At 57.2% G+C, this 18,394-nt stretch carries 18 protein-coding genes; 8 read left to right on the forward strand and 10 right to left on the reverse strand.

Annotated features, from left to right (window positions below):
- The first annotated feature begins 133 nt into the window (after positions 1-133).
- Positions 134-877, forward strand: a complete 744-nt coding sequence (locus ABWQ00_RS02145) for an RNA methyltransferase (RefSeq protein ID WP_353237020.1) — start codon at positions 134-136, stop codon at positions 875-877.
- Between the two features lie 11 nt (positions 878-888).
- Positions 889-1,656, forward strand: a complete 768-nt coding sequence (cysE, locus tag ABWQ00_RS02150) for a serine O-acetyltransferase (RefSeq protein ID WP_353237021.1) — start codon at positions 889-891, stop codon at positions 1,654-1,656.
- Positions 1,657-1,659: 3 nt separating this feature from the next.
- On the opposite strand, the gene dnaG is transcribed toward cysE, so the two are convergent.
- Positions 1,660-3,759 (reverse strand): DNA primase, encoded by a 2,100-nt coding sequence (gene dnaG / locus ABWQ00_RS02155; RefSeq protein WP_353237022.1) that lies wholly within the window; start codon positions 3,757-3,759, stop codon positions 1,660-1,662.
- A 124-nt stretch (positions 3,760-3,883) separates the two neighbouring features.
- On the opposite strand from dnaG, the gene ABWQ00_RS02160 reads away from it, so the two are divergent.
- Positions 3,884-5,542, forward strand: a complete 1,659-nt coding sequence (locus ABWQ00_RS02160) for an acyl-CoA synthetase (RefSeq protein ID WP_353237023.1) — start codon at positions 3,884-3,886, stop codon at positions 5,540-5,542.
- Positions 5,543-5,554: 12 nt separating this feature from the next.
- On the opposite strand, the gene ABWQ00_RS02165 is transcribed toward ABWQ00_RS02160, so the two are convergent.
- The 6 genes from ABWQ00_RS02165 to ABWQ00_RS02190 form a co-directional block, all read right to left on the reverse strand.
- Positions 5,555-6,103, reverse strand: a complete 549-nt coding sequence (locus ABWQ00_RS02165; RefSeq protein ID WP_019425406.1) for an NUDIX hydrolase — start codon at positions 6,101-6,103, stop codon at positions 5,555-5,557.
- Between the two features lie 359 nt (positions 6,104-6,462).
- Positions 6,463-6,996: a hypothetical protein gene (locus ABWQ00_RS02170; protein WP_353237024.1), complete on the reverse strand. Its 534-nt coding sequence runs from the start codon at positions 6,994-6,996 to the stop codon at positions 6,463-6,465.
- Positions 6,997-7,245: 249 nt separating this feature from the next.
- Complete coding sequence (locus tag ABWQ00_RS02175) at positions 7,246-8,562, reverse strand: TRAP transporter large permease (protein WP_353237025.1); 1,317 nt, start codon at positions 8,560-8,562, stop codon at positions 7,246-7,248.
- Positions 8,559-8,966 carry a TRAP transporter small permease gene (locus ABWQ00_RS02180; protein WP_353237026.1) on the reverse strand — a complete coding sequence of 136 codons (408 nt, stop codon included), beginning with the start codon at positions 8,964-8,966 and terminating at the stop codon, positions 8,559-8,561. Before ABWQ00_RS02180 ends, ABWQ00_RS02175 begins: the two co-directional genes overlap by 4 nt.
- A gap of 214 nt (positions 8,967-9,180) precedes the next feature.
- Positions 9,181-10,215: a TRAP transporter substrate-binding protein gene (locus ABWQ00_RS02185; protein ID WP_353237027.1), complete on the reverse strand. Its 1,035-nt coding sequence runs from the start codon at positions 10,213-10,215 to the stop codon at positions 9,181-9,183.
- Between the two features lie 249 nt (positions 10,216-10,464).
- Positions 10,465-11,160 carry a fumarylacetoacetate hydrolase family protein gene (locus tag ABWQ00_RS02190; protein ID WP_353237028.1) on the reverse strand — a complete coding sequence of 232 codons (696 nt, stop codon included), beginning with the start codon at positions 11,158-11,160 and terminating at the stop codon, positions 10,465-10,467.
- Between the two features lie 153 nt (positions 11,161-11,313).
- On the opposite strand from ABWQ00_RS02190, the gene ABWQ00_RS02195 reads away from it, so the two are divergent.
- Positions 11,314-11,685: a MarR family winged helix-turn-helix transcriptional regulator gene (locus ABWQ00_RS02195; protein ID WP_353237029.1), complete on the forward strand. Its 372-nt coding sequence runs from the start codon at positions 11,314-11,316 to the stop codon at positions 11,683-11,685.
- Between the two features lie 8 nt (positions 11,686-11,693).
- Here ABWQ00_RS02195 and ABWQ00_RS02200 read toward each other — a convergent pair whose 3' ends face one another.
- Positions 11,694-11,996 carry an antibiotic biosynthesis monooxygenase family protein gene (locus ABWQ00_RS02200; protein ID WP_353237030.1) on the reverse strand — a complete coding sequence of 101 codons (303 nt, stop codon included), beginning with the start codon at positions 11,994-11,996 and terminating at the stop codon, positions 11,694-11,696.
- Positions 11,997-12,106: 110 nt separating this feature from the next.
- Here ABWQ00_RS02200 and ABWQ00_RS02205 point away from each other — a divergent pair, with 110 nt between their 5' ends.
- The 4 genes from ABWQ00_RS02205 (at position 12,107) to ABWQ00_RS02220 (ending at position 16,320) form a co-directional block, all read left to right on the forward strand.
- On the forward strand, positions 12,107-12,673 hold the full coding sequence (locus tag ABWQ00_RS02205; protein WP_353237031.1) for an HD domain-containing protein: 567 nt from the start codon (positions 12,107-12,109) through the stop codon (positions 12,671-12,673).
- A 74-nt stretch (positions 12,674-12,747) separates the two neighbouring features.
- The gene (locus ABWQ00_RS02210; RefSeq protein WP_353237032.1) at positions 12,748-13,593 is read left to right on the forward strand and encodes a GNAT family N-acetyltransferase; all 846 of its coding nucleotides are present in this window, start codon (positions 12,748-12,750) and stop codon (positions 13,591-13,593) included.
- Positions 13,594-13,768: 175 nt separating this feature from the next.
- Complete coding sequence (ppk1, locus tag ABWQ00_RS02215; RefSeq protein WP_353237033.1) at positions 13,769-15,853, forward strand: polyphosphate kinase 1; 2,085 nt, start codon at positions 13,769-13,771, stop codon at positions 15,851-15,853.
- A 5-nt stretch (positions 15,854-15,858) separates the two neighbouring features.
- On the forward strand, positions 15,859-16,320 hold the full coding sequence (locus ABWQ00_RS02220) for a SixA phosphatase family protein (RefSeq protein ID WP_353237034.1): 462 nt from the start codon (positions 15,859-15,861) through the stop codon (positions 16,318-16,320).
- A 6-nt stretch (positions 16,321-16,326) separates the two neighbouring features.
- On the opposite strand, the gene ABWQ00_RS02225 is transcribed toward ABWQ00_RS02220, so the two are convergent.
- Positions 16,327-16,692 carry a hypothetical protein gene (locus ABWQ00_RS02225; RefSeq protein WP_353237035.1) on the reverse strand — a complete coding sequence of 122 codons (366 nt, stop codon included), beginning with the start codon at positions 16,690-16,692 and terminating at the stop codon, positions 16,327-16,329.
- A gap of 186 nt (positions 16,693-16,878) precedes the next feature.
- Entirely contained in the window at positions 16,879-18,381 is a 1,503-nt protein-coding gene (locus ABWQ00_RS02230) for a Ppx/GppA phosphatase family protein (protein WP_353237036.1), read from the reverse strand.
- Between the last annotated feature and the right edge of the window lie 13 nt (positions 18,382-18,394).

Genomic DNA, 18,394 nt, shown 5'->3' on the forward strand with positions numbered 1-18,394 from the left:
TGAACAGGCCTACGCACGATCGCGGCGGCGAAGCCGGCATTTTCTCATGAAAAGCCAGGGTGTCCGTCGTTTTGGCGTCATGAAGCGCTGATGCGCTGACGGTTTGCCAAGCTCCAGCGTGGACAATCGGGGCATGCAAACGCGATTCATCTTGATAGAAACCAGCCATGCCGGCAATGTGGGCGCTGCCGCCCGGGCTCTTAAAGTCATGGGTTTTGACGATCTGGTCTTGGTCAAACCGCGCTGGCCCAATGTGCTGCGCAAGGAAGAAACCATCCAGCGGGCCAGCGGGGCCAACGACGTGCTGGCCAAGGCCCGCGTAGTGGACACGCTGGAGGAAGCCTTGGAGGGTGTGACCCATTTGTGTGCCACGGCCATGACCCCGCGCGACTTTGGGCCGCCGACCCGTTCGCCCCGTGATCACTTTGCCGAGCTGACCCGGCCCGGTGATCCCGAACAGAGCGTGGCCTTCTTGTTCGGTTCAGAGCGCTTTGGCATGAAGAACGAAGACGTTTACCGCTGCCATGTGGCGCTGTCGATCCCGACGCATCCCCAATTTGGCTCGCTCAATCTGGGCTCGGCGATTCAGGTCATCGCTTACGACTGGCGGGTGGCTTTGGGTGGCTTCCCGGTACAGGACGCGGTACCGCCCGCAGACAAGGCCGATGCGCAACAAGTGGCGGGCATGCTCACGCATTGGGAGCAGGCGTTGACCGACATTGGCTTTTTGGACCCGGCTGCGCCCAAAAAGCTCATGCCGCGGCTTAATCAACTGTTCAACCGCGCCGACCTCAGCCCTGAGGAAATCCATATCTTGCGCGGGGTAGCTAAAGCCATGATTCAAGCGACGGACGCAAACAAACAAGTCAAGCGATAGACTCAGGGCCTATGTTTTCTCGCCTTCGCTCCGACATCCAATGCATTCTTGACCGGGACCCGGCCGCCCGCACCGCTTGGGAGGTGCTGACCTGCTACCCCGGGCTGCACGCCTTGGTGCTGCACCGTCGGGCCCATTGGTGCTGGAACCATGGCTTCAAGTGGCTGGGTCGTTTCATTTCACACGTCTCGCGCGGCTTGACGGGGATCGAAATACACCCGGGTGCCAAGATCGGCGAACGGGTGTTTTTTGACCATGCCATGGGCGTGGTGGTGGGTGAAACCGCCGAGATTGGCGACGGTTGCACGATTTACCAGGGCGTGACCTTGGGCGGCACCTCGCTGTACAAAGGTGCCAAACGCCACCCCACCTTGGGCAAAGATGTGGTGGTCAGTGCCGGGGCCAAGGTGCTGGGCGGCTTTGAGGTGGGCGATGGAGCCAAGATCGGCAGCAATGCAGTGGTGATCAAACCGGTGCCTGCCGGTGCCACGGCGGTGGGTATTCCGGCCCGCATCATCCCTTCCAAACAAGGCGAAAGTGCGGATGTGTCGGGCACCGATCGCAAGTTCAGTGCCTATGGCATCACCCAAGACGACGACCCGGTCAGTCAGGCTTTGCGTGGTCTGATCGACAACGCGGCCGGCCAAGAGGCGCAAATTTCTTTGATCTGGAAGGCTTTGGAGCAGTTGTGTGCACAACAACAGATGCCAGTGCCCGGAGTGGGTGCAGCCCGTGAAATTTTCGAAGCTGATAAATTCAACCAGCTGGTGGGCAAATGAGCCTCAATCCAGTGACACCACGGCCGCAGCGGCTTTGAGTTCGCGCCAGCGTTTGTCGAGGCTGCTGTAACGGGCCAGTGCCTCGGGGTCTTGGCCACTTTGGTGTTGGGCCAAGGCTTCGTTTTTGAGCTGTTGCAAGTGGTCCACCATGAGCATGTTCAGCAAGCGACGTAGCTCTTGTCGGGCTTCTTGCAGATCGGGTGGGGTGGCTTCTTCACTGCCAGCCACCGCGTTCATCTTGTCTTGCGCCACCCACCGTTGGGCATCTTCGGCAAACGGTTGGCCCAGCATGTGCTCGCGCAAAGCAGACCAACCCAAGGCCCCCTGTTCGTGGAATTGCGATTCGAGCCAAGCAAACAAAGGCCCGTGCGGTGCAGGCAGTGCGCACAGCATGGCATGGTCTTCGCCGCTCAGGGTCTCCCACAGCGCCATGTTGCCCAGCAGCACGCGGGCTGCATGGTCAGCCCGGCTGGCGGGCACGGTGCGCGGACCCGTGAACACGGGTGCGGCATCACGCTTGTACTTGCTGTTGCCGAACTTGCTGCCCGGTGTCCAGCTGGGATTTTTGCGTGGCCAGTTGTTGGCTCCTGCTTTGTAGGTGTTCTCAAATATGGGTGGGCTTGGGGCAAAGCCGCTATCGATTGTCCAGCCGGGCGGGGCGCCATAACTGGGCTCAAATTGATGATCGTTATTCCCAGAAGGATTGGCGGCACGGCTGAAAGCGGCATTGGCGGCCATTTGGGGCGCTGGGGCTGCACCAGCACCCGGCCCACGCGCTGCGGGCGCATAACGCTGATCGCTGGCCGCTTGCTGACCCCAGAGTTTTTCAAGGCCCGCGGTTTCCAGTTGGATGAGTTGGGCCAACTCTGACAGCAATTGCTGCTTGAGTGCACCGTCGGGCAGCAGCTGCCAAAGCGGGCGCGCTTGACTCGACAAACGGGCGCGGCCCTCAGCGGTTTGCAGGTCGCAGTCGGCGCTGGCTGCTTCGATCAAAAAGCGCGACAGCGGCATGGCCTGCTTGATCTGCTCGGCAAAAGCCTCTTGGCCAAACTCGCGCACATAGCTGTCGGGGTCGTGCTCGGCCGGCAAAAACAAAAACTTGATGCTGCGCACATCGGTGGCGTAGGGCAGGGCACCATCAAGCGCCTTGCGGGCAGCGCGGCGGCCAGCGCCGTCACCGTCAAAACTGAAGACCACCGAGTCGGTGAAGCGGAACAGCTTTTGCACATGGTCGGGTGTGCAGGCCGTGCCCAGCGTGGCCACGGCGTTGGCAAAGCCCAGCTGCGCCAGGGCCACCACGTCCATATAGCCTTCGGTCACCAGCACGTAGCCTGCGCTGTGCAGGGCTTCGCGTGCTTCATAGAGGCCATACAACTCGCGGCCTTTGTGGAACACCGGGGTTTCTGGGGAGTTCAGGTATTTGGGTGTGCCGCTGCCGATCACTCGCCCGCCAAAGCCGATGCATTCGCCTTTGATGTTGCGGATCGGGAACATGATCCGGTCCCGAAAACGGTCGTAGCGCTTGTCGTCTTCTTCGTTGACGATCACCAGGCCCGACTCGGCCAAGAGCGGGTCGTCGTATTGGGGGAAGATGCTGGCCAGACTGCGCCAGCCTTCGGGCGCATAGCCCAGGCCAAAGCGCTTGGCTATTTGGCCTGACAGGCCCCGGCGCTTGAGATACTCCACCGCCCGTGGCGTGATTTTGAGCTGCTCGCGGTAAGCGTCTCCGGCTTTTTCCAGCACATCGCTCAGGCTGTCTTGCTTGGCTTTTTGGGCTGCCGCTTTGGCGCGGTCTTCGGGTGATTGTTGTTCTTCGGGCACCACCATGCCGGTTTGTTGGGCCAAGTCCTTCACCGCCTCGATGAAGGTCATGCCCGCGTGTTCCATCAAAAAGCCGATGGCATTGCCATTCTTGCCGCAGCCAAAGCAATGAAAAAACTGCTTGGTGGGGCTGACACTGAAGCTGGGGGATTTCTCGCCGTGAAAAGGGCACAAGCCCATGAAATTGGCACCGCCTTTCTTGAGCTGCACGTACTTGCCCACGATGTCGACCACGTCGACGCGGGACAGCAACTCCTGGATGAAAGACTGGGGGATGGCCATCGGGGTATTTTCACCGATAAGAAAGGCCAGCTTGGGCTTGTTTCGGGGCAAACCAGCATGGATTTCAGCTCGGGGTCAGGCAAACTCAGCACCATACGCCTTCAAGCCCAAACGGAATGCCACCATGAGTGAAACCAAAGTCAGCATCTTTGACCAAGACTTGCCCCAAACCCCTGCCAACCACGCGCCGATTTCGCCGCTGAGCTTCATCGAGCGCACGGCCGAGGTGTACCCCCATCGCCTGGCCATCGTGCACGGCGATTTGCGCCAGGACTGGGCCAGCACCTACCGCCGCACCCGCCAGCTTGCCAGTGCGCTGGCGCAAGCGGGAATTGGCAAAAACGACACAGTGGCGGTGATGCTGCCCAACACGCCGCCCATGGTGGAGGCGCACTTTGGCATTCCCATGGCCGGAGCGGTGCTCAATGCCCTGAATACCCGACTGGACCCGGAGACGGTGGCCTTCATGCTGGACCACGGCGAGGCCAAGGCGGTGATCGTAGACCCAGAATTTGCGGGGGTGATGAAAAAAGCGCTGGCGCTGCGCCAGTCCTCAAGGCCTGTGCTGGTGATTGACGTGGAGGACGCGCTTTACACCGGACCGACCGAAAAACTGGGTTCGATGACTTATGAATCCTTTGTGGCCAGCGGAGACGCCCACTTTGCCTGGAGCCTGCCCGCCAACGAGTGGGACGCGATTGCCCTGAACTACACCAGCGGCACCACGGGCAACCCCAAGGGCGTGGTCTACCACCACCGGGGGGCGGCGACGAACGCGATCTCGAACATTCTGGAATGGGACATGCCCAAGCACGCGGTCTACATGTGGACGCTGCCCATGTTCCATTGCAACGGCTGGTGCTTTCCGTGGACGGTGGCAGCGCGTGCGGGCGTGAACGTGTGTATGCGCAAGGTGGACGCACAGGCCATGTTCGACGCCATGCGCAATCACGGTGTCACGCATTACTGCGGCGCACCCATCGTGCACGGCCTGCTGGTCAATGCCCCGACGGCCATGAAGGCAGGGGTGCCTGCGGGTATCAAGGCCATGGTGGCGGGCGCAGCGCCCCCGGCCTCGATGATCGAGGGTATGGAGCAGATGGGTTTTGACCTGACCCATGTGTACGGCCTGACCGAGGTCTACGGCCCGGCCACGGTGTGCCCCAAACACCCCGAGTGGGATGCGTTAGACATTGGCGATCGCGCCAGGCTGAATGCCCGTCAGGGCGTGCGTTACCACCTGCAACGCGATGTGCGCGTGCTGGACCCTGAAACCATGCAGCCCGTGCCACAAGATGGCGAAACCATGGGCGAGATCATGTTCAAGGGCAACATCACCATGAAGGGTTACCTGAAAAACCCCAAGGCCACACAAGAGGCCTTTGCGGGCGGGTGGTTCCACAGCGGCGATTTGGCGGTGCAGTACCCCGATGGTTATTTCAAGATCAAGGACCGGAGCAAGGACATCATCATCTCGGGCGGCGAGAACATTTCATCGATTGAGGTCGAAGACGTGCTGTACCGCCACCCCGCTGTGCTGGCCGCCGCTGTGGTGGCCAAGCCTGATGAGCGTTGGGGTGAGACACCGTGTGCTTTTGTGGAGTTGAAAGCCGACGTCCAAGTCACCGCCGAGCAGATCGTGGCGCATTGCAAACAGCATTTGGCTGGCTTCAAGGTGCCGCGTGCCGTGGTGTTTGGGGAGTTGCCCAAAACCAGCACGGGCAAGATTCAGAAGTTTGAGCTGCGCAAGCAGGCCGGGTCGGCTTCGGCGATTGACATCTGATCTTCGCAGCGCTCAGGCAATGTCGAACGCGTGTGTGCCAAACTGGCCTGCACGGCGGTCGGCAAAGTAGTGCTCCAGCGTTTCCTTGACGGTGCGAAAAGCCAATTCGTCCCAAGGGATCTCTGCTTCTGTGAACAGCCGCGCTTCCATGGTTTCGTGGCCGGGATCGAACACATCACTGGTCAAGCGCGCCCGGTAATACAGGTGCACCTGGCCCACACGCGGCACGCTCATCACCGTCAGCAAGTCTTCCATGATGAACTGCGCACCCGCCTCTTCGGTGGTCTCGCGGGCTGCACCCTCTGAGGTGGATTCGCCCAACTCCATGAAGCCTGCGGGCAAGGTCCATTTTCCTTTGCGTGGCTCGATGTTGCGCTTGCACAGCAGCACCTGCTCGCCCCAATGCGGCACCGTGCCCACCACGTTCAGGGGGTTTTCGTAATGAACGGTGTGGCAGACGGTGCAAATGGCGCGCAGCTTGGTGTCCCCGTCGTCGGGCAGGCGACGAGCAACCAGAGCGCCACATTGGCGGCAATGTCGAATGGTGCGGTCAAACATCATGGGTGAGATGGAGGAGCGGGGTGATGGACGTGGTTCAAGGTCAGAGTCTAACCAGTTCCCCATGAAAAAAGCCTCTGGGCGTGGGTAACCGGCAGACACATCCCTGCGATCGGAGGCTGTTTTCTTTTGTGATGCTACGCAATGCGACAAAGAGTCACATTTGCTTTTCACCCCATTTGGTCAAATCTTCATTCGCATAGCGGCAAAATTCAAGATCTGTTCCGATGACACTTGTTTGGGTGTAAATCGGTTTGTGTTGATGTCATACCCGACAATGAAAATACATAGCAACTTCCGCCATTGCTCGTAGACAAACTCTTTGCCTCTTCGCAAAAGGTCGGACTCGTATTGGCCATCCATCATGTGATTGCCCCTGTGCGTGATCGATTCTTCATGTCTTCCGAGCTCTTCAGGAAGTTCACCATTTCAATGATGCCGCTGGCGGCAGATGAGCTTTTCCCCATCTTGTCAGAGCACAAGTCCTCAAGGACTTTCTTGTATGGAATGAGTTCAACACCGCATTGCGACAAGATCGTTAGTTCAGCATCGTCTTTCAATACGCCATGAACAAGGAACTTTTTCCAATTGGCATTTGGAAGGATTTCGTTGCGCCGTTTTACTTTTTTGGGGCTTGTGAACTTCTTCGCCACCCATTGCTCAACACCCAGCCGAAGTTCGTTTTGATCGCGTCTTCGAGCGCTTTTGTCGCCACCAATGTAGCCAATTGGTCGATAACTAATTTGAACTTCAACATGCCAGTAGTCGATTCCTTCGGGTGTTGGTCGAATTGCCAGCAGATCGATTTCATCATTGCCTGACTTGATTCCACGCATCGTGAAAAAGTTCTGTCTGTTTAACCATTCTTCAACAAGTTGTTCATCGAGTAGCGCCATTTGAAATCCTGTTGTCAATTGCTTTTGGGAAAAATGGCAACACTCCCTACTTTGCCAATCTTGCCAAACAACTTGCTTATCCCAGTTCTTTCGCAGTGATGTTCGCGGTATGCACCTGGGCTGATCACTTTTCGGAGCGCTATAACCGTTATGTCTGATGCCCGCTGTGCCTCCAGGAGTTGGCTTGGGGTAAGTCAATCGGCTCGCTCCCAGAGCAGCCTCTGAGGCTTGTCAGGTTGGTGTGGCCCGTCAGGTCAGGTATTGGATCAGGAAGAGCGAGATGCCGGGAAAGAACAGCAGCAACAGGGTGCGCACCGTGTCGCTGATCAGGAAAGGCATGATGCCCTTGTAGCTCTCGCTCAGCGGCACGTCTTTGGCCATGCCATTGACCACATAGACGTTGAGTCCAACGGGCGGTGCCAGCATGCCAAAACCCACCGTCATCAGCACCATGATGCCGAACCAGATCGCGGTGTATTCAGGCGTCATGCCGAAGTCCAGCTTCATGATGATCGGGAAGAAGATCGGGATGGTCAGAAGCAGCATGGACAGTTCATCCATCACCGCACCCAGCACCACATAAAGCATCAAAATCCCAGCCACCACGAGCAAGGGGGCCAAATTCATGGCCACCACCATTTCGGCGAGCTGGGCCGGCACTTGTGTGCGAGCCAGGGCGGCGTTCATGACATCGGCCCCCATGAAGATCATGAAGATCATCGCTGAGCTGATGGCAGTGGTATGGAAGCAATGCAGGAACTTGTCCCAGTTCAGCTCACGCTTGAGCATGGCTGCCAAAAAGGTGGATGCCGCTCCCACTGCAGCCCCTTCAGTCGGGGTGAAAAAGCCTGCATAGATGCCGCCAAAGACCAGAATGAAAATGAAGGCGATGGGCAAAATGCCTTTGAGTGCTTCGAAGGTGAGTTGTTCACGTTCTTCCTGGTCGGGGGCTTGACCCGGTACGAGGCGCACATAAATGGCGATGGCGATCATGTAGCCCACCATCGCAATCAGGCCGGGCACCATGGCGGCAGCAAACAATTTGGCGATGTTCTGTTCGGTCATGATGGCGTAAATGACCAGCGGCACCGAAGGCGGGATCAGGATGCCCAATGTGCCGCCAGCGGCCAGCGTACCGGTGGACAGGCGACCCGAGTAGCCATGGCGTTTCATTTCGGGCAGAGCCACGCCCGTGATGGTTGCTGCGGTGGCCACAGAGGAGCCACAAATGGCGCCAAACGCTCCGCATGCGAGCACAGCACCCATGGCCAAACCGCCCTTGAAGCGGCCCATGACGGCTGCGGCAAACTGGAACAAGGCCTTGCTGATGCCGCCTTGGGTGGCAAAGTGCCCCATCAAGATGAAAAGAGGAATGACCGACAAGTCGTAGTTGGCCAGTCGGGCAAAAGCCAGGTTGTTGAGAAAGTTCAAATAGGTTGGAAAACCTGTTTGCAGGATGAATCCAGAGGTGCCTGCCAAGAACATGGCGCCCGCAATGGGCACGCGGACCACCATCAGCAACAGCATGATCCCGAAAATCATCGAAGCCAGGGCAATCGGGGTCATGGTGCAACCTTGTTGTTGTCAAATTTAGAGATCACTTGCGTCGCGGCAATCACTGCCGTGATGCCGAACGGAATGCACATGCTGGTCAACACAATCCAGTCTGGAAATTCCAGCAGCATGGACGCGCCCATGTTTTCCTTGGCTTTGATGGCCGCAGCACCGCAACGCCATGCAAGCAGGGAAAAAATCACCATCATCAACAGGTCACCCAGTCGGTCCAGTTTGAAGTTGAACTGCCTGCTGCACTTGGCCGTGAAAAAATCCACGATGATGTTTTCATGCTTGAGCTGGCAAAGTGGCATGAACAGGGCAATCGCCGCGCCGACACCCACACCCGTCAATTCAAAGTCGCCAATCACGGCCGAGTTGAAAAAATTGCGTCCGATCAGGCTGTAGCAGGTCATCAGCATCAGTCCAATCAGGATCAACCCGCCCAATATGCTGCAGAGACGGGCAATCCGCTCCAGTGGATTTGAGAACATCATGGCGTTTGAAGGGTGTTGATGAAAGTGAGATGGGAACTGAAGAGACCCGCCGCTGAATGCGTCCGCTTTTGAGATGCCTATAAAAAAACCTGAGCAGTCCACAAGGGCTGCTCAGGTTGATGTCATCAATGGCTTACTTGGTGTATTGCTTGATCAGGTCTTGAGCGTCCTTGAGCAAAGCCGCGCCATTGAGGCCGCGTTTGTTCATGGACTGGACCCACTCGTCGTCCTGCTCGTCGGTGGCCTTCTTCCAGCGTGCCAGTTCGGCGGGCGGGATCACCGTGATGGTTTGTGTTTTGGTTTCTTCAAACACCTTGCGGCCAGGCACGTCGTTGCCGGCTTGGGTCGCTCCCAAGAATGCCGACAGTTCGCGACCAGAGTTCTTGTCGATGACGGCCTTCAAGTCGGCGGGCAGTGAGTCGTACTTGGCCTTGTTCATGGGCATGACAAACACGGTGGTGTACAAAGCCGGGTAGCTCTTGTCGGTTTCTGCCGCGAACTTGGTCAGTTCATGCACCTTCAAACCGGGAGCGACTTCGTAGGGAATCACAGCGCCATCGATGACACCTTTTGACAGGGCTTCAGGCACTTGGGGCACGGGCATACCCACGGGGGTGGCGCCCAACTTGGCCAGCATTCGGGTGACGTTGGCTGTAGGTGCACGCAATTTCAGACCCTTGAAGTCTTCCATTTTGGTGACTTGCTTGTCCTTGGTGAATATCACACCCGGGCCGTGCACATGAACGGCCAACAGCTTGACATCCTTGTGTTCATCCATGGCGTGCTTTTGCACAAAGTCCCAAGCGGCGCGGCTGGTCGCTGCGGCGTTGGTCATGGTGAAAGGCAACTCAAACACCTGTGTTTTAGGGAAGCGACCTGCCGATGAACCGGCCACATGCCAAACCACATCGGCCACGCCATCCTTGGCCTGGTCATACAGCTGCGGTGGGGTGCCGCCCAATTGCATGGCAGGGAAGATTTGGCATTGCAGGCGGTTGTTGGAGTCACGTGCAATGTTCTTGCACCAGTCGCCCAGCATGGTGGTGTGTTGAATGGACTGTGGGCCCAAAAAGTGATGCACTTTGAGCGTGATGGTTTGGGCGTGGACGCCAAACCCCACAGCCATCAGGCCTGCGGCCAAGGCTGTTCGTTGCAAAAATTTTTTCATCGACTTGTCTCCATCATGGGTTGAAAAACAAAATCATAAACCAACCGAGCGGTCGGTTAATCAATCCAAATATCCATCGCGTGATCCGTTGCGCTGGAGTAGGCGTCTTAGTTTGTGTGAATATGCATTATGTTGCATCAATATTCAAAATGATAGGTAGAAACCCTTTTTTGTTTGAATTTCTTGCACTTTTTTTCATTGAGTGAGCGGCAGATCCCCATGGTGATGGGGCGCTGACCGCCCAGGCTGTCAGCGGATCTGCACTTGCAAGCGGCTCAGGCCCGCCACCTCACCGACCAAGGTGTCACCGGACACAACAGCCGCCACGCCTTCGGGCGTGCCGGTGTAAATCAGGTCGCCGGGCTGCAGTTCCCAGGCGGCCGACAGGTGCTCGATGGTTTCGGCCACGTTCCAAATGAGCTTGGCGATGTTGCTGCGCTGGCGGTCAGCGCCATTGACTTGCAGGCTGATTTCGGCGTTGTTGATATCGTTTGTTTGGCCAATCGGTGTGATGGGGCCAATGGGGCCCGAGTGGTCAAATGCCTTGCCAATGCACCAAGGACGACCTTGCTTCTTCATCTCGTTTTGCAAGTCGCGGCGCGTCATGTCCAAGCCCACGGCGTAACCATAAATGTGCTGGATCGAATTGGCGGCCGAAATGTTGCGCCCGCCTTTGCCAATCGCCACCACCAGTTCAATCTCATGGTGCAGGTTCTGGGTCAGGCTCGGGTAGGGCATGGTGCCGGTCTGGCCTGCTTCAACCACCACCAGGCTGTCGGTGGGCTTGAGGAAAAAGAAGGGCGGCTCCCGACCGGTAAAGCCCATCTCTTTGGCGTGCTCTTCATAATTACGCCCAACACAGTAAATGCTGTGAACCGGAAAACGCTCTGGTTGGCCCAAAACAGGGACGGAAACAACAGGCGAGGGAGGGAACACAAAGCTCATGGCGTGCTTTCAATAAATGGAGATTTGATGTTAATCCGAACTTTAGAAACACAACAGGCCCCCAAGTCACCACGGTAACTTATGAACCCAGTCAAAAGTATTGATCTTCAGGCCACCCCCGGACATTTGATTCGTCGTGCCCAACAAATTGCAGTGTCCATATTCGCGGAACAGTTGAGCAGTGCAGACATCACACCGGTGCAGTTTGCGATCTTGAATGCCTTGCTGGGCAGCCCCGGCATCGACCAAGTGAGTTTGGCCAAGCGCGTGGCATTTGACCCGGCCACATCGGGATCTGTCATTGGACGCTTGGAGGCCAAAGGCTGGGTGGTGCGACAAGCCGACCCCAACGATCGGAGGCGAAAACTGTTGGTCGTCACCCCTGCCGGTGTGCAGGCACTGGGCCTGGTTCAGGCCGACGTGGCGCGCATTCAAGAAAAAATTTTGAGCCCGCTGACCCCACAAGAGCAAAGCCAGTTTGTGCAGCTTTTGTCGCGTTTGGTCCAAGGCCACCAAACGGACTGAGCGTGCACTCAAGAGGAGGCGTAGGTCAATTCAAAGTGCTCAACATGGGGCGGTGCCGCGAAGAATGGGCCGACGATGGCGCGCCATTCGGTGAAAAGGGCTGACTCGCGAAAGCCCACAGTGTGGTCTTCTAACTTGTCCCAGAAGATTTGCAGCACAAAGCGCTCGGGGTTTTCGATGCAACGGTTGACCTTGGCACCCCGGTAACCCTTGGCTTTGCAAGCCACGGTGCTCAGGCCCAGTTCGATGGCTTTTTCAAACGCGGCCTGTTGACCGGGATGGATGCGGAAATCTGCGAGTTCTAAGATCATGGATGCACCTCGATAAAAAACACACCTTACCGCAAGTCGATGGCATAAAACCCAGAATCATCCGGGCCATCTGTCATCCATTTGACATCTGAAAGACCCAGAATGCGCCGATGCATTTCAGCAGCGCACACATCATCGCTCTCTACCAACAGGCCTCTCACCGCATCCACTCGGGTGAACACGTGACCCATTTGGCCCACGCTTGGCAATGTGGCCGCTTGGCAGAAAAGTCGGGTGCCAGCTTGGAATTGCAGTTGGCCAGTTGGCTGCACGACATAGGCCACTTGTGGGCGCACCCTGGTGCTCCGGTGACCGATGCGGCTGTCAAGGGTCACGCTGCTTTGGGTTCAAAGCTTTTAGAGCCCTTATTTGGTTTGGCCGTTTCTGAGCCTGTGCGCTTGCACGTGTTGGCTAAACGGTACTTGGTCAGCACGCGTCCCAGCTACGCACGAAAACTGTCACCACAAAGCCTAAAAAGTTTGACCCATCAAGGCGGCCACTTGAGTGAAGACGAGTGTGCTGACTTTGAGCGACACGCATTTTTTGCCGAGGCCATTCAGCTCAGGGTGTGGGATGACTTGAGCCAAAAAGACGGTTGGTTTGAGATCACGATTCAAGATGCACTCGATCAGCTGGAGGGTTTGATGCAATCGGTAGCAGACCAATGTGTCACGTAACTTTCATGGTAAAGACATTGGATTGACACGTTCACCACGCACCATCAAGCCATTGATGACAAGGAGCGTGTGCCATGAAAGAACTGCCAAATCCCACTTTTGATTTGTTGCCGATCCATTTGCCCAGGGGGTCACTTCATCCGAGATCAAATCAAACCCAAACTGACTTCTTGCCTCGCCGCGTGCAAAGCACCATTGAGGTCAGCTGGGCAAAGCATCAAGACGAGGTTCGTGAAGCGCAGCGCTTGAGGTATTCGGTGTTCGCCACCGAGCTCGGTGCACGTCTGCCCAAGACCATCGAAGGCCACGACATCGACTTGTTCGACGACTATTGCGAGCACCTGTTGGTGCGCGATACGGCCACAGGCCAAGTGATTGGCACCTACCGGGTGTTGACCCCAGTCCAAGCCAAGCGGGCGGGCAGCACCTACAGCGACACCGAATTTGACCTGACCCGTTTGCGCGGCTTGCGCAACCGCATGGTCGAGTTGGGCCGCAGTTGCGTGCATGTCGACCACCGACATGGTGGGGTGATCATGGCCTTGTGGGGGGCTTTGTTTGAATTCATGGACCGCAACCGCTTGGACACCATGATCGGCTGTGCCAGCATCCCCATGCTGCACAACGGCGTGGTCAGTGGCGATGTGGCCGCCAGCATCTGGCACCAATTGCGACACACCCATTTGGCCGACATCCAGTTCCATGTGCGCCCGCGCTTGGCGCTGCCGGTTGAGCAACTGGACCACCACCTGTCGATCGAGCCGCCTGCCCTCATCAAGGGTTATCTGCGATTGGGTGCCAAAGTGATGGGCGCTCCGGCTTGGGATCCGGATTTCAACACCGCAGATTTGCCCATGATGATGCGGATTGCTGATTTGCCGGCACGCTACAAAAAACACTTTGCATCTGTTGCCCAATGAGGGAGCCAGCAGGCCCACACAGATCAACAAAGCTTGGCGCGGTTTGAACCGCTGCTTTTATTCAAAATTCACCAGTCACGATCACAATGTGTGAGTTGCCACACACTGCCTCACAGATTTGTCATCAAACTGACACGTTGAATTTTTAGAATATTTTGAAGTTCACGAGACAAACATGGCCAACTCCACCCAACTGCCCATCCCAGATGTGCTTCCCGCTGGTTTGCTTGACCGCGACTTGAGCATATTGGCCTTCAACGAGCGGGTGCTCGACTGGGCGCACCGACCCGAAGTGCCTGTTTTGGAGCGTTTGCGTTATTTGTGCATCGTGTCGTCCAACGTGGACGAATTTTTTGAAGTTCGGGCTGAGCCCCATGTCATGGGCTGCTTGCAAGACCTGAAGTCTGGCCCCTACACCCCCCAAAGCCTGCAAGAAATTGCCGACAAAACCAACGCCATGGTGGCCCGGCAATACGACTTGTACAACGACGATTTGTTGCCAGCCCTTGAGCGCAAGGGTTACCGCATCTTGTCGCACGGCGAGCGCAACGCCGAACAGCGCCAATGGGTGCGCAATTACTTTCACCGTGAAGTGCAGCCCTTGTTGGTGCCTGTGAGTCTGGACCCTGCGCACCCGTTTCCCCAGGTCGCCAACAAATCCTTGAACTTCATCGTTCAGTTGTCGGGCAAAGACGCTTTTGGTCGCTCCAACGAAATCGCCATTGTCAAGGTGCCCCGCGTTCTCTCGCGCTTGATTCCTTTGCCTGCAAACGTCTGTGGCAGCAGCACAGCCTATGTGTTGTTGTCCAGCGTGATCCGTGCGCATTTGTCGGAATTGTTTCCGGGGCGTGAGGTCGGACAGTTCTCTCAGTTCCGGGTCACACGCCACTCTGAATTGTCAGTCGACGAGGACGAAATAGCCAATTTGCGCATGGCGCTGCGACAAGGTCTGCAGCACCGCAACTACGGTCAAGCCGTCAGGCTCGAAGTGTCAGCCAGTTGCGCGCCGCGATTGACGGAGTTTTTGCGCAAAGAATTCCGTTTGCCCGAAGCCGCTGTTTTCCGCGTCAATGGTCCCGTCAATTTGGTTCGCTTGATGCAGCTGATTGATCTGGTCAATGCGCCCGAACTGCTGTTCCCCCCCTACAAAGCCAGCTTTCCGGCGCAACTGCCCCAGCATGGTTCGGTGTTCACACGGCTCAAACAGGGGGATGTGATGATCCATCAGCCCTTTGAGACTTTTGATGGGGTCTTGTCCTTTTTGAAAGAAGCCGTGCAAGACCCGAATGTCTTGGCCATCAAGCAAACCATCTACCGTGCAGGCAGCGACACGACCATGATGGATTTGCTGCGTGAAGCGGTGCGCAAAGGCAAAGAAGTCACTGCGGTGGTGGAGCTCAAAGCCCGCTTCGACGAAGAAGCCAACATCAATTGGGCCGAACAACTCGAGGCGATTGGGGCCCAGGTCGTCTATGGCATCGTCGGGCTCAAGACCCACGCCAAGATGCTCTTGGTCACCCGCCGAGAGGGCCGCACATTGCGCCGCTACGGTCATTTGTCCACCGGCAACTACAACCGGCGCACGGCAGCGCTGTACACCGACATCAGCTATTTGACGGCCGATGCCGCCATCACTGCCGACATGGACCAACTGTTTGGCCATTTGGCCAGCCAGAGTCGTTTGCCCAAAATGAAACGCCTGTTGGTGGCGCCCTTTCAGTTGCACGCCGACATGCTGTCACGCATCAAGGCCGTTGGGCAAGCCGCCGCCCGTGGCGCTTTTGCCCGCATCGTCATCAAGATGAATGCTTTGACCGATCTGCCTTTGATTGAGGCATTGTTGGAAGCGGGTCAAAAGGGCGCCAAGATTGACCTGATTGTGCGCGGAGCCTGCATGCTGCCTGCTGGGGTGGTGGGCATGAGCGAAAACATCCGGGTGCGCTCGGTGATCGGACGATTTTTGGAGCACTCGCGGGTGTTTTACTTTTGCGCCGACCAAGAAGAATCGCTTTACCTCTCCAGTGCCGACTGGATGAGCCGCAACATGACACGCCGCATCGAACTGGCTTGGCCGGTGCAAGACCAGGCATTGCGCCAGCGGATCATTGACGAATGCCTGATTGCCTACTTGCACGATGGGCGAGATGCTTGGGATCTGTCTTCAGACGGGCAATACCACCGGGTGGGTTTGACGGCCCCCGGCCCTGGCGCTCAGCAAGCCTTGATGCAGCGTTACAGCGCTGACCTGAATCCGAAGTGAGCGCCATGGACTTGATCATTTGGCGACATGCCGAGGCCCATGAAGCGGAGCCTGGCGAGGAGGACATGCTCAGGGCCTTGACACCGCGTGGCCGCAAGCAGGCCGATCGCATGTCGGTTTGGTTGGATGCGCAGTTGCCCCAGGGCACCCGGATTTTGAGCAGCCCCGCTGTCAGAGCCGAACAAACCGTGCAGGCCTTGAAGCGCAAGTACAAAGTGCGCGACGCCTTGTCACCCGGTGCCTCGGTGCAGGATATTCTGGAAACCTCGGGTTGGCCCGATGCCAAGTACCCCGTGCTGTTGGTAGGCCATCAGCCTGCTTTGGGCGGAGTCGTGGCGCAGCTGATGGGCATGCCCGAAGAGGCCTGCGCCATTCGCAAAGGTTCGGTGTGGTGGTTGCGCCACCGTCATCGCGACGGTCAGGGCCAGACCGTGCTGATGTCGGTGACTGGCCCCGAAATGCTTTAAAGCCGATCAGCCCTTGGCAGGTCTGCCGGTTTTGATGGTGGGCACGTTGCCCAGCGCTTTCTTGAAAGGCGCATCGGTCATCGTGCTCAGGGCTTGCAGGCCTGCACGGATCAACTCGCTCTTCTTCACTTCAACGCCCAGTGCCATGGCACGCTTTTTCATGTCGGCAATTTGCAGCAACTCGGTTTTAGGCAGGGTGAAACTGTCGCGCACCACTTTGACCTTTTTTTCCTTGGCGGGCTTGGCAGGCGCAGTGTTGGCTTTGGGCGTCACCGTTGGGGCTTGAGGGGTGACCGCTTTGCCAACAGGTGCAGTCGATGGGGCGGGGGACTTGGTGGCCGGCTTGGCCGGTGACTTGCGCGCAGCTTTCACGGCTTTGGGGGCCGCCGCAGGCTTGGTGGTTTAGGTGACAGGGCGCTTTTTTGCTGCCGCGTTCGAGGGGGTTTGTGCCATGGTGTACATGCCTTGAAATTAACGGTGTATACAGTTTATACCGTTAAAAATGGATTGACAAGCACACCGACCCTCAGGTTGACAGGGTCAAGTGTGATCCAACACTCAATCCAGGTGCACCCCAAAGGCCCAGTCGGTTTTTTGCCAAGCCGACTTTTCTTCGCGCAACAAATGCGCCGATTGAGGCCAGAGCTCTGCCCATTCGGCACTGATGTGAACTTGGGCCGTTCGGCGTGCGGCATTGCACTCAAATTGCAAGCCAGACAAATCAGGGTCGCGGCGCGCGTGGCAAAGAATCACCGCCAAGCGCAAGGCCATCAGTTGCTGCACAAAAGTGCTGTCTTCGAATTCCGATTCAAGTTTGCGCAATTTGCCACGGTGCCCCAGCACCAGTTGGCTCAAGCGGTGCAACTCGTCCAAAGTAAAGCCGGGCAGGTCGGTGTTGTCCAAAATGTAAGCGCCATGCTTATGGTAATCGCTGTGCGAAATGCGCATGCCCGTCTCATGCACTTGGCAGGCCCAGTGCAGTTTTTTGAACAGGCGTTGGCGATCGCCTTCCATTTCGACACCTGTTTTGGCCAGCATCGACGACAAAACCATTTGTGCAGTCTTCGACACGCGATCGGCTTGCAATTTGTCTATGCCAAAACGCTGCGCCAGGGAGTCCACCATGGAAGAGCGCACATCGTGCGTGCCCTCACGGTCAATCAAGTCGTACAAAGCCCCGTGCCTGAGCGCCCCTTGGGCGGCATGCATTTCGTTGATCTGCAACAAGTCAAACACCGCTTGCAGCACAGCCAAGCCACCCCCGATCACGGGTCTGCGGTCTTCCTTGATGCCTTCTAAGCGGAGGTTGTCCATCTTTTGGGCTTTGATCAATCGCTCTTTGAGCCAAGCCAAACCGTCGCGTGTGACTTGGCCCTCGGGCCAGCCTGCGGCGCTCAGGATGTCCGAAACCGCGCCCACCGTGCCTGATGAGCCGTAACAGCGGTCCCATTGGTCCTTGCTGAACAAAACTTGGGCCTCATCCAAGACTGCTTTGGCTGCGATTTCGGCAGCCTTGAAACTGGACGCGGTCCAAAGACCCTCTGGAAAATGCTTCATGGACCAGGCCACACTGCCCACCCGGTAAGACTCGAGGGTGCTGGCCGTCTCGTGCTGGCCTAAGATCATTTCGGTGGAGCGCCCACCAATGTCCACCACCAAGCGGCGTTCGTCAGATTGCGGCAACAGGTGGGACACCCCCAGATAAATGAGCCGAGCCTCTTCGCGGCCTGCAATGACTTCAATTGGAAAACCCAAAATCTGTTTGGCCTTGGCCAGAAACACATCCCGGTTGCGTGCTTCGCGCAAGGTTTGAGTCGCCACTGCACGCACTTGGTTGGGTTTGAAGCCACGAATGCGTTCGCCAAAACGGGCCAGGCATTCCCAACCGCGCTCCATCGCCACCAGCGTCAGGTTCCGGTCGGCATCCAGGCCGTTGCCTTGGCGCACGGTTTCTTTGATGTACTCCACACGGCGAAGTTGGCCCAGGTCCATCTGCCCAATTTCAAGGCGAAAGCTGTTGGAGCCCAAGTCAATGGCTGCGTAGAGGGAACGGGTTTGCATGGACGGCGGTGTG

This window comes from Limnohabitans sp. (assembly GCF_040400975.1).
Taxonomy (GTDB): domain Bacteria; phylum Pseudomonadota; class Gammaproteobacteria; order Burkholderiales; family Burkholderiaceae_C; genus Limnohabitans_A.

Bases quoted from the DNA above. Each gene is read 5' to 3' on its own strand.
- ABWQ00_RS02145 (WP_353237020.1), top strand. From the start codon at position 134: ATGCAAACGCGATTCATCTTGATAGAAACCAGCCATGCCGGCAATGTG.
- cysE (WP_353237021.1), top strand. From the start codon at position 889: ATGTTTTCTCGCCTTCGCTCCGACATCCAATGCATTCTTGACCGGGAC.
- dnaG (WP_353237022.1), bottom strand. From the start codon at position 3,759: ATGGCCATCCCCCAGTCTTTCATCCAGGAGTTGCTGTCCCGCGTCGAC.
- ABWQ00_RS02160 (WP_353237023.1), top strand. From the start codon at position 3,884: ATGAGTGAAACCAAAGTCAGCATCTTTGACCAAGACTTGCCCCAAACC.
- ABWQ00_RS02165 (WP_019425406.1), bottom strand. From the start codon at position 6,103: ATGATGTTTGACCGCACCATTCGACATTGCCGCCAATGTGGCGCTCTG.
- ABWQ00_RS02170 (WP_353237024.1), bottom strand. From the start codon at position 6,996: ATGGCGCTACTCGATGAACAACTTGTTGAAGAATGGTTAAACAGACAG.
- ABWQ00_RS02175 (WP_353237025.1), bottom strand. From the start codon at position 8,562: ATGACCCCGATTGCCCTGGCTTCGATGATTTTCGGGATCATGCTGTTG.
- ABWQ00_RS02180 (WP_353237026.1), bottom strand. From the start codon at position 8,966: ATGACCTGCTACAGCCTGATCGGACGCAATTTTTTCAACTCGGCCGTG.
- ABWQ00_RS02185 (WP_353237027.1), bottom strand. From the start codon at position 10,215: ATGAAAAAATTTTTGCAACGAACAGCCTTGGCCGCAGGCCTGATGGCT.
- ABWQ00_RS02190 (WP_353237028.1), bottom strand. From the start codon at position 11,160: ATGAGCTTTGTGTTCCCTCCCTCGCCTGTTGTTTCCGTCCCTGTTTTG.
- ABWQ00_RS02200 (WP_353237030.1), bottom strand. From the start codon at position 11,996: ATGATCTTAGAACTCGCAGATTTCCGCATCCATCCCGGTCAACAGGCC.
- ABWQ00_RS02205 (WP_353237031.1), top strand. From the start codon at position 12,107: ATGCATTTCAGCAGCGCACACATCATCGCTCTCTACCAACAGGCCTCT.
- ABWQ00_RS02210 (WP_353237032.1), top strand. From the start codon at position 12,748: ATGAAAGAACTGCCAAATCCCACTTTTGATTTGTTGCCGATCCATTTG.
- ppk1 (WP_353237033.1), top strand. From the start codon at position 13,769: ATGGCCAACTCCACCCAACTGCCCATCCCAGATGTGCTTCCCGCTGGT.
- ABWQ00_RS02220 (WP_353237034.1), top strand. From the start codon at position 15,859: ATGGACTTGATCATTTGGCGACATGCCGAGGCCCATGAAGCGGAGCCT.
- ABWQ00_RS02230 (WP_353237036.1), bottom strand. From the start codon at position 18,381: ATGCAAACCCGTTCCCTCTACGCAGCCATTGACTTGGGCTCCAACAGC.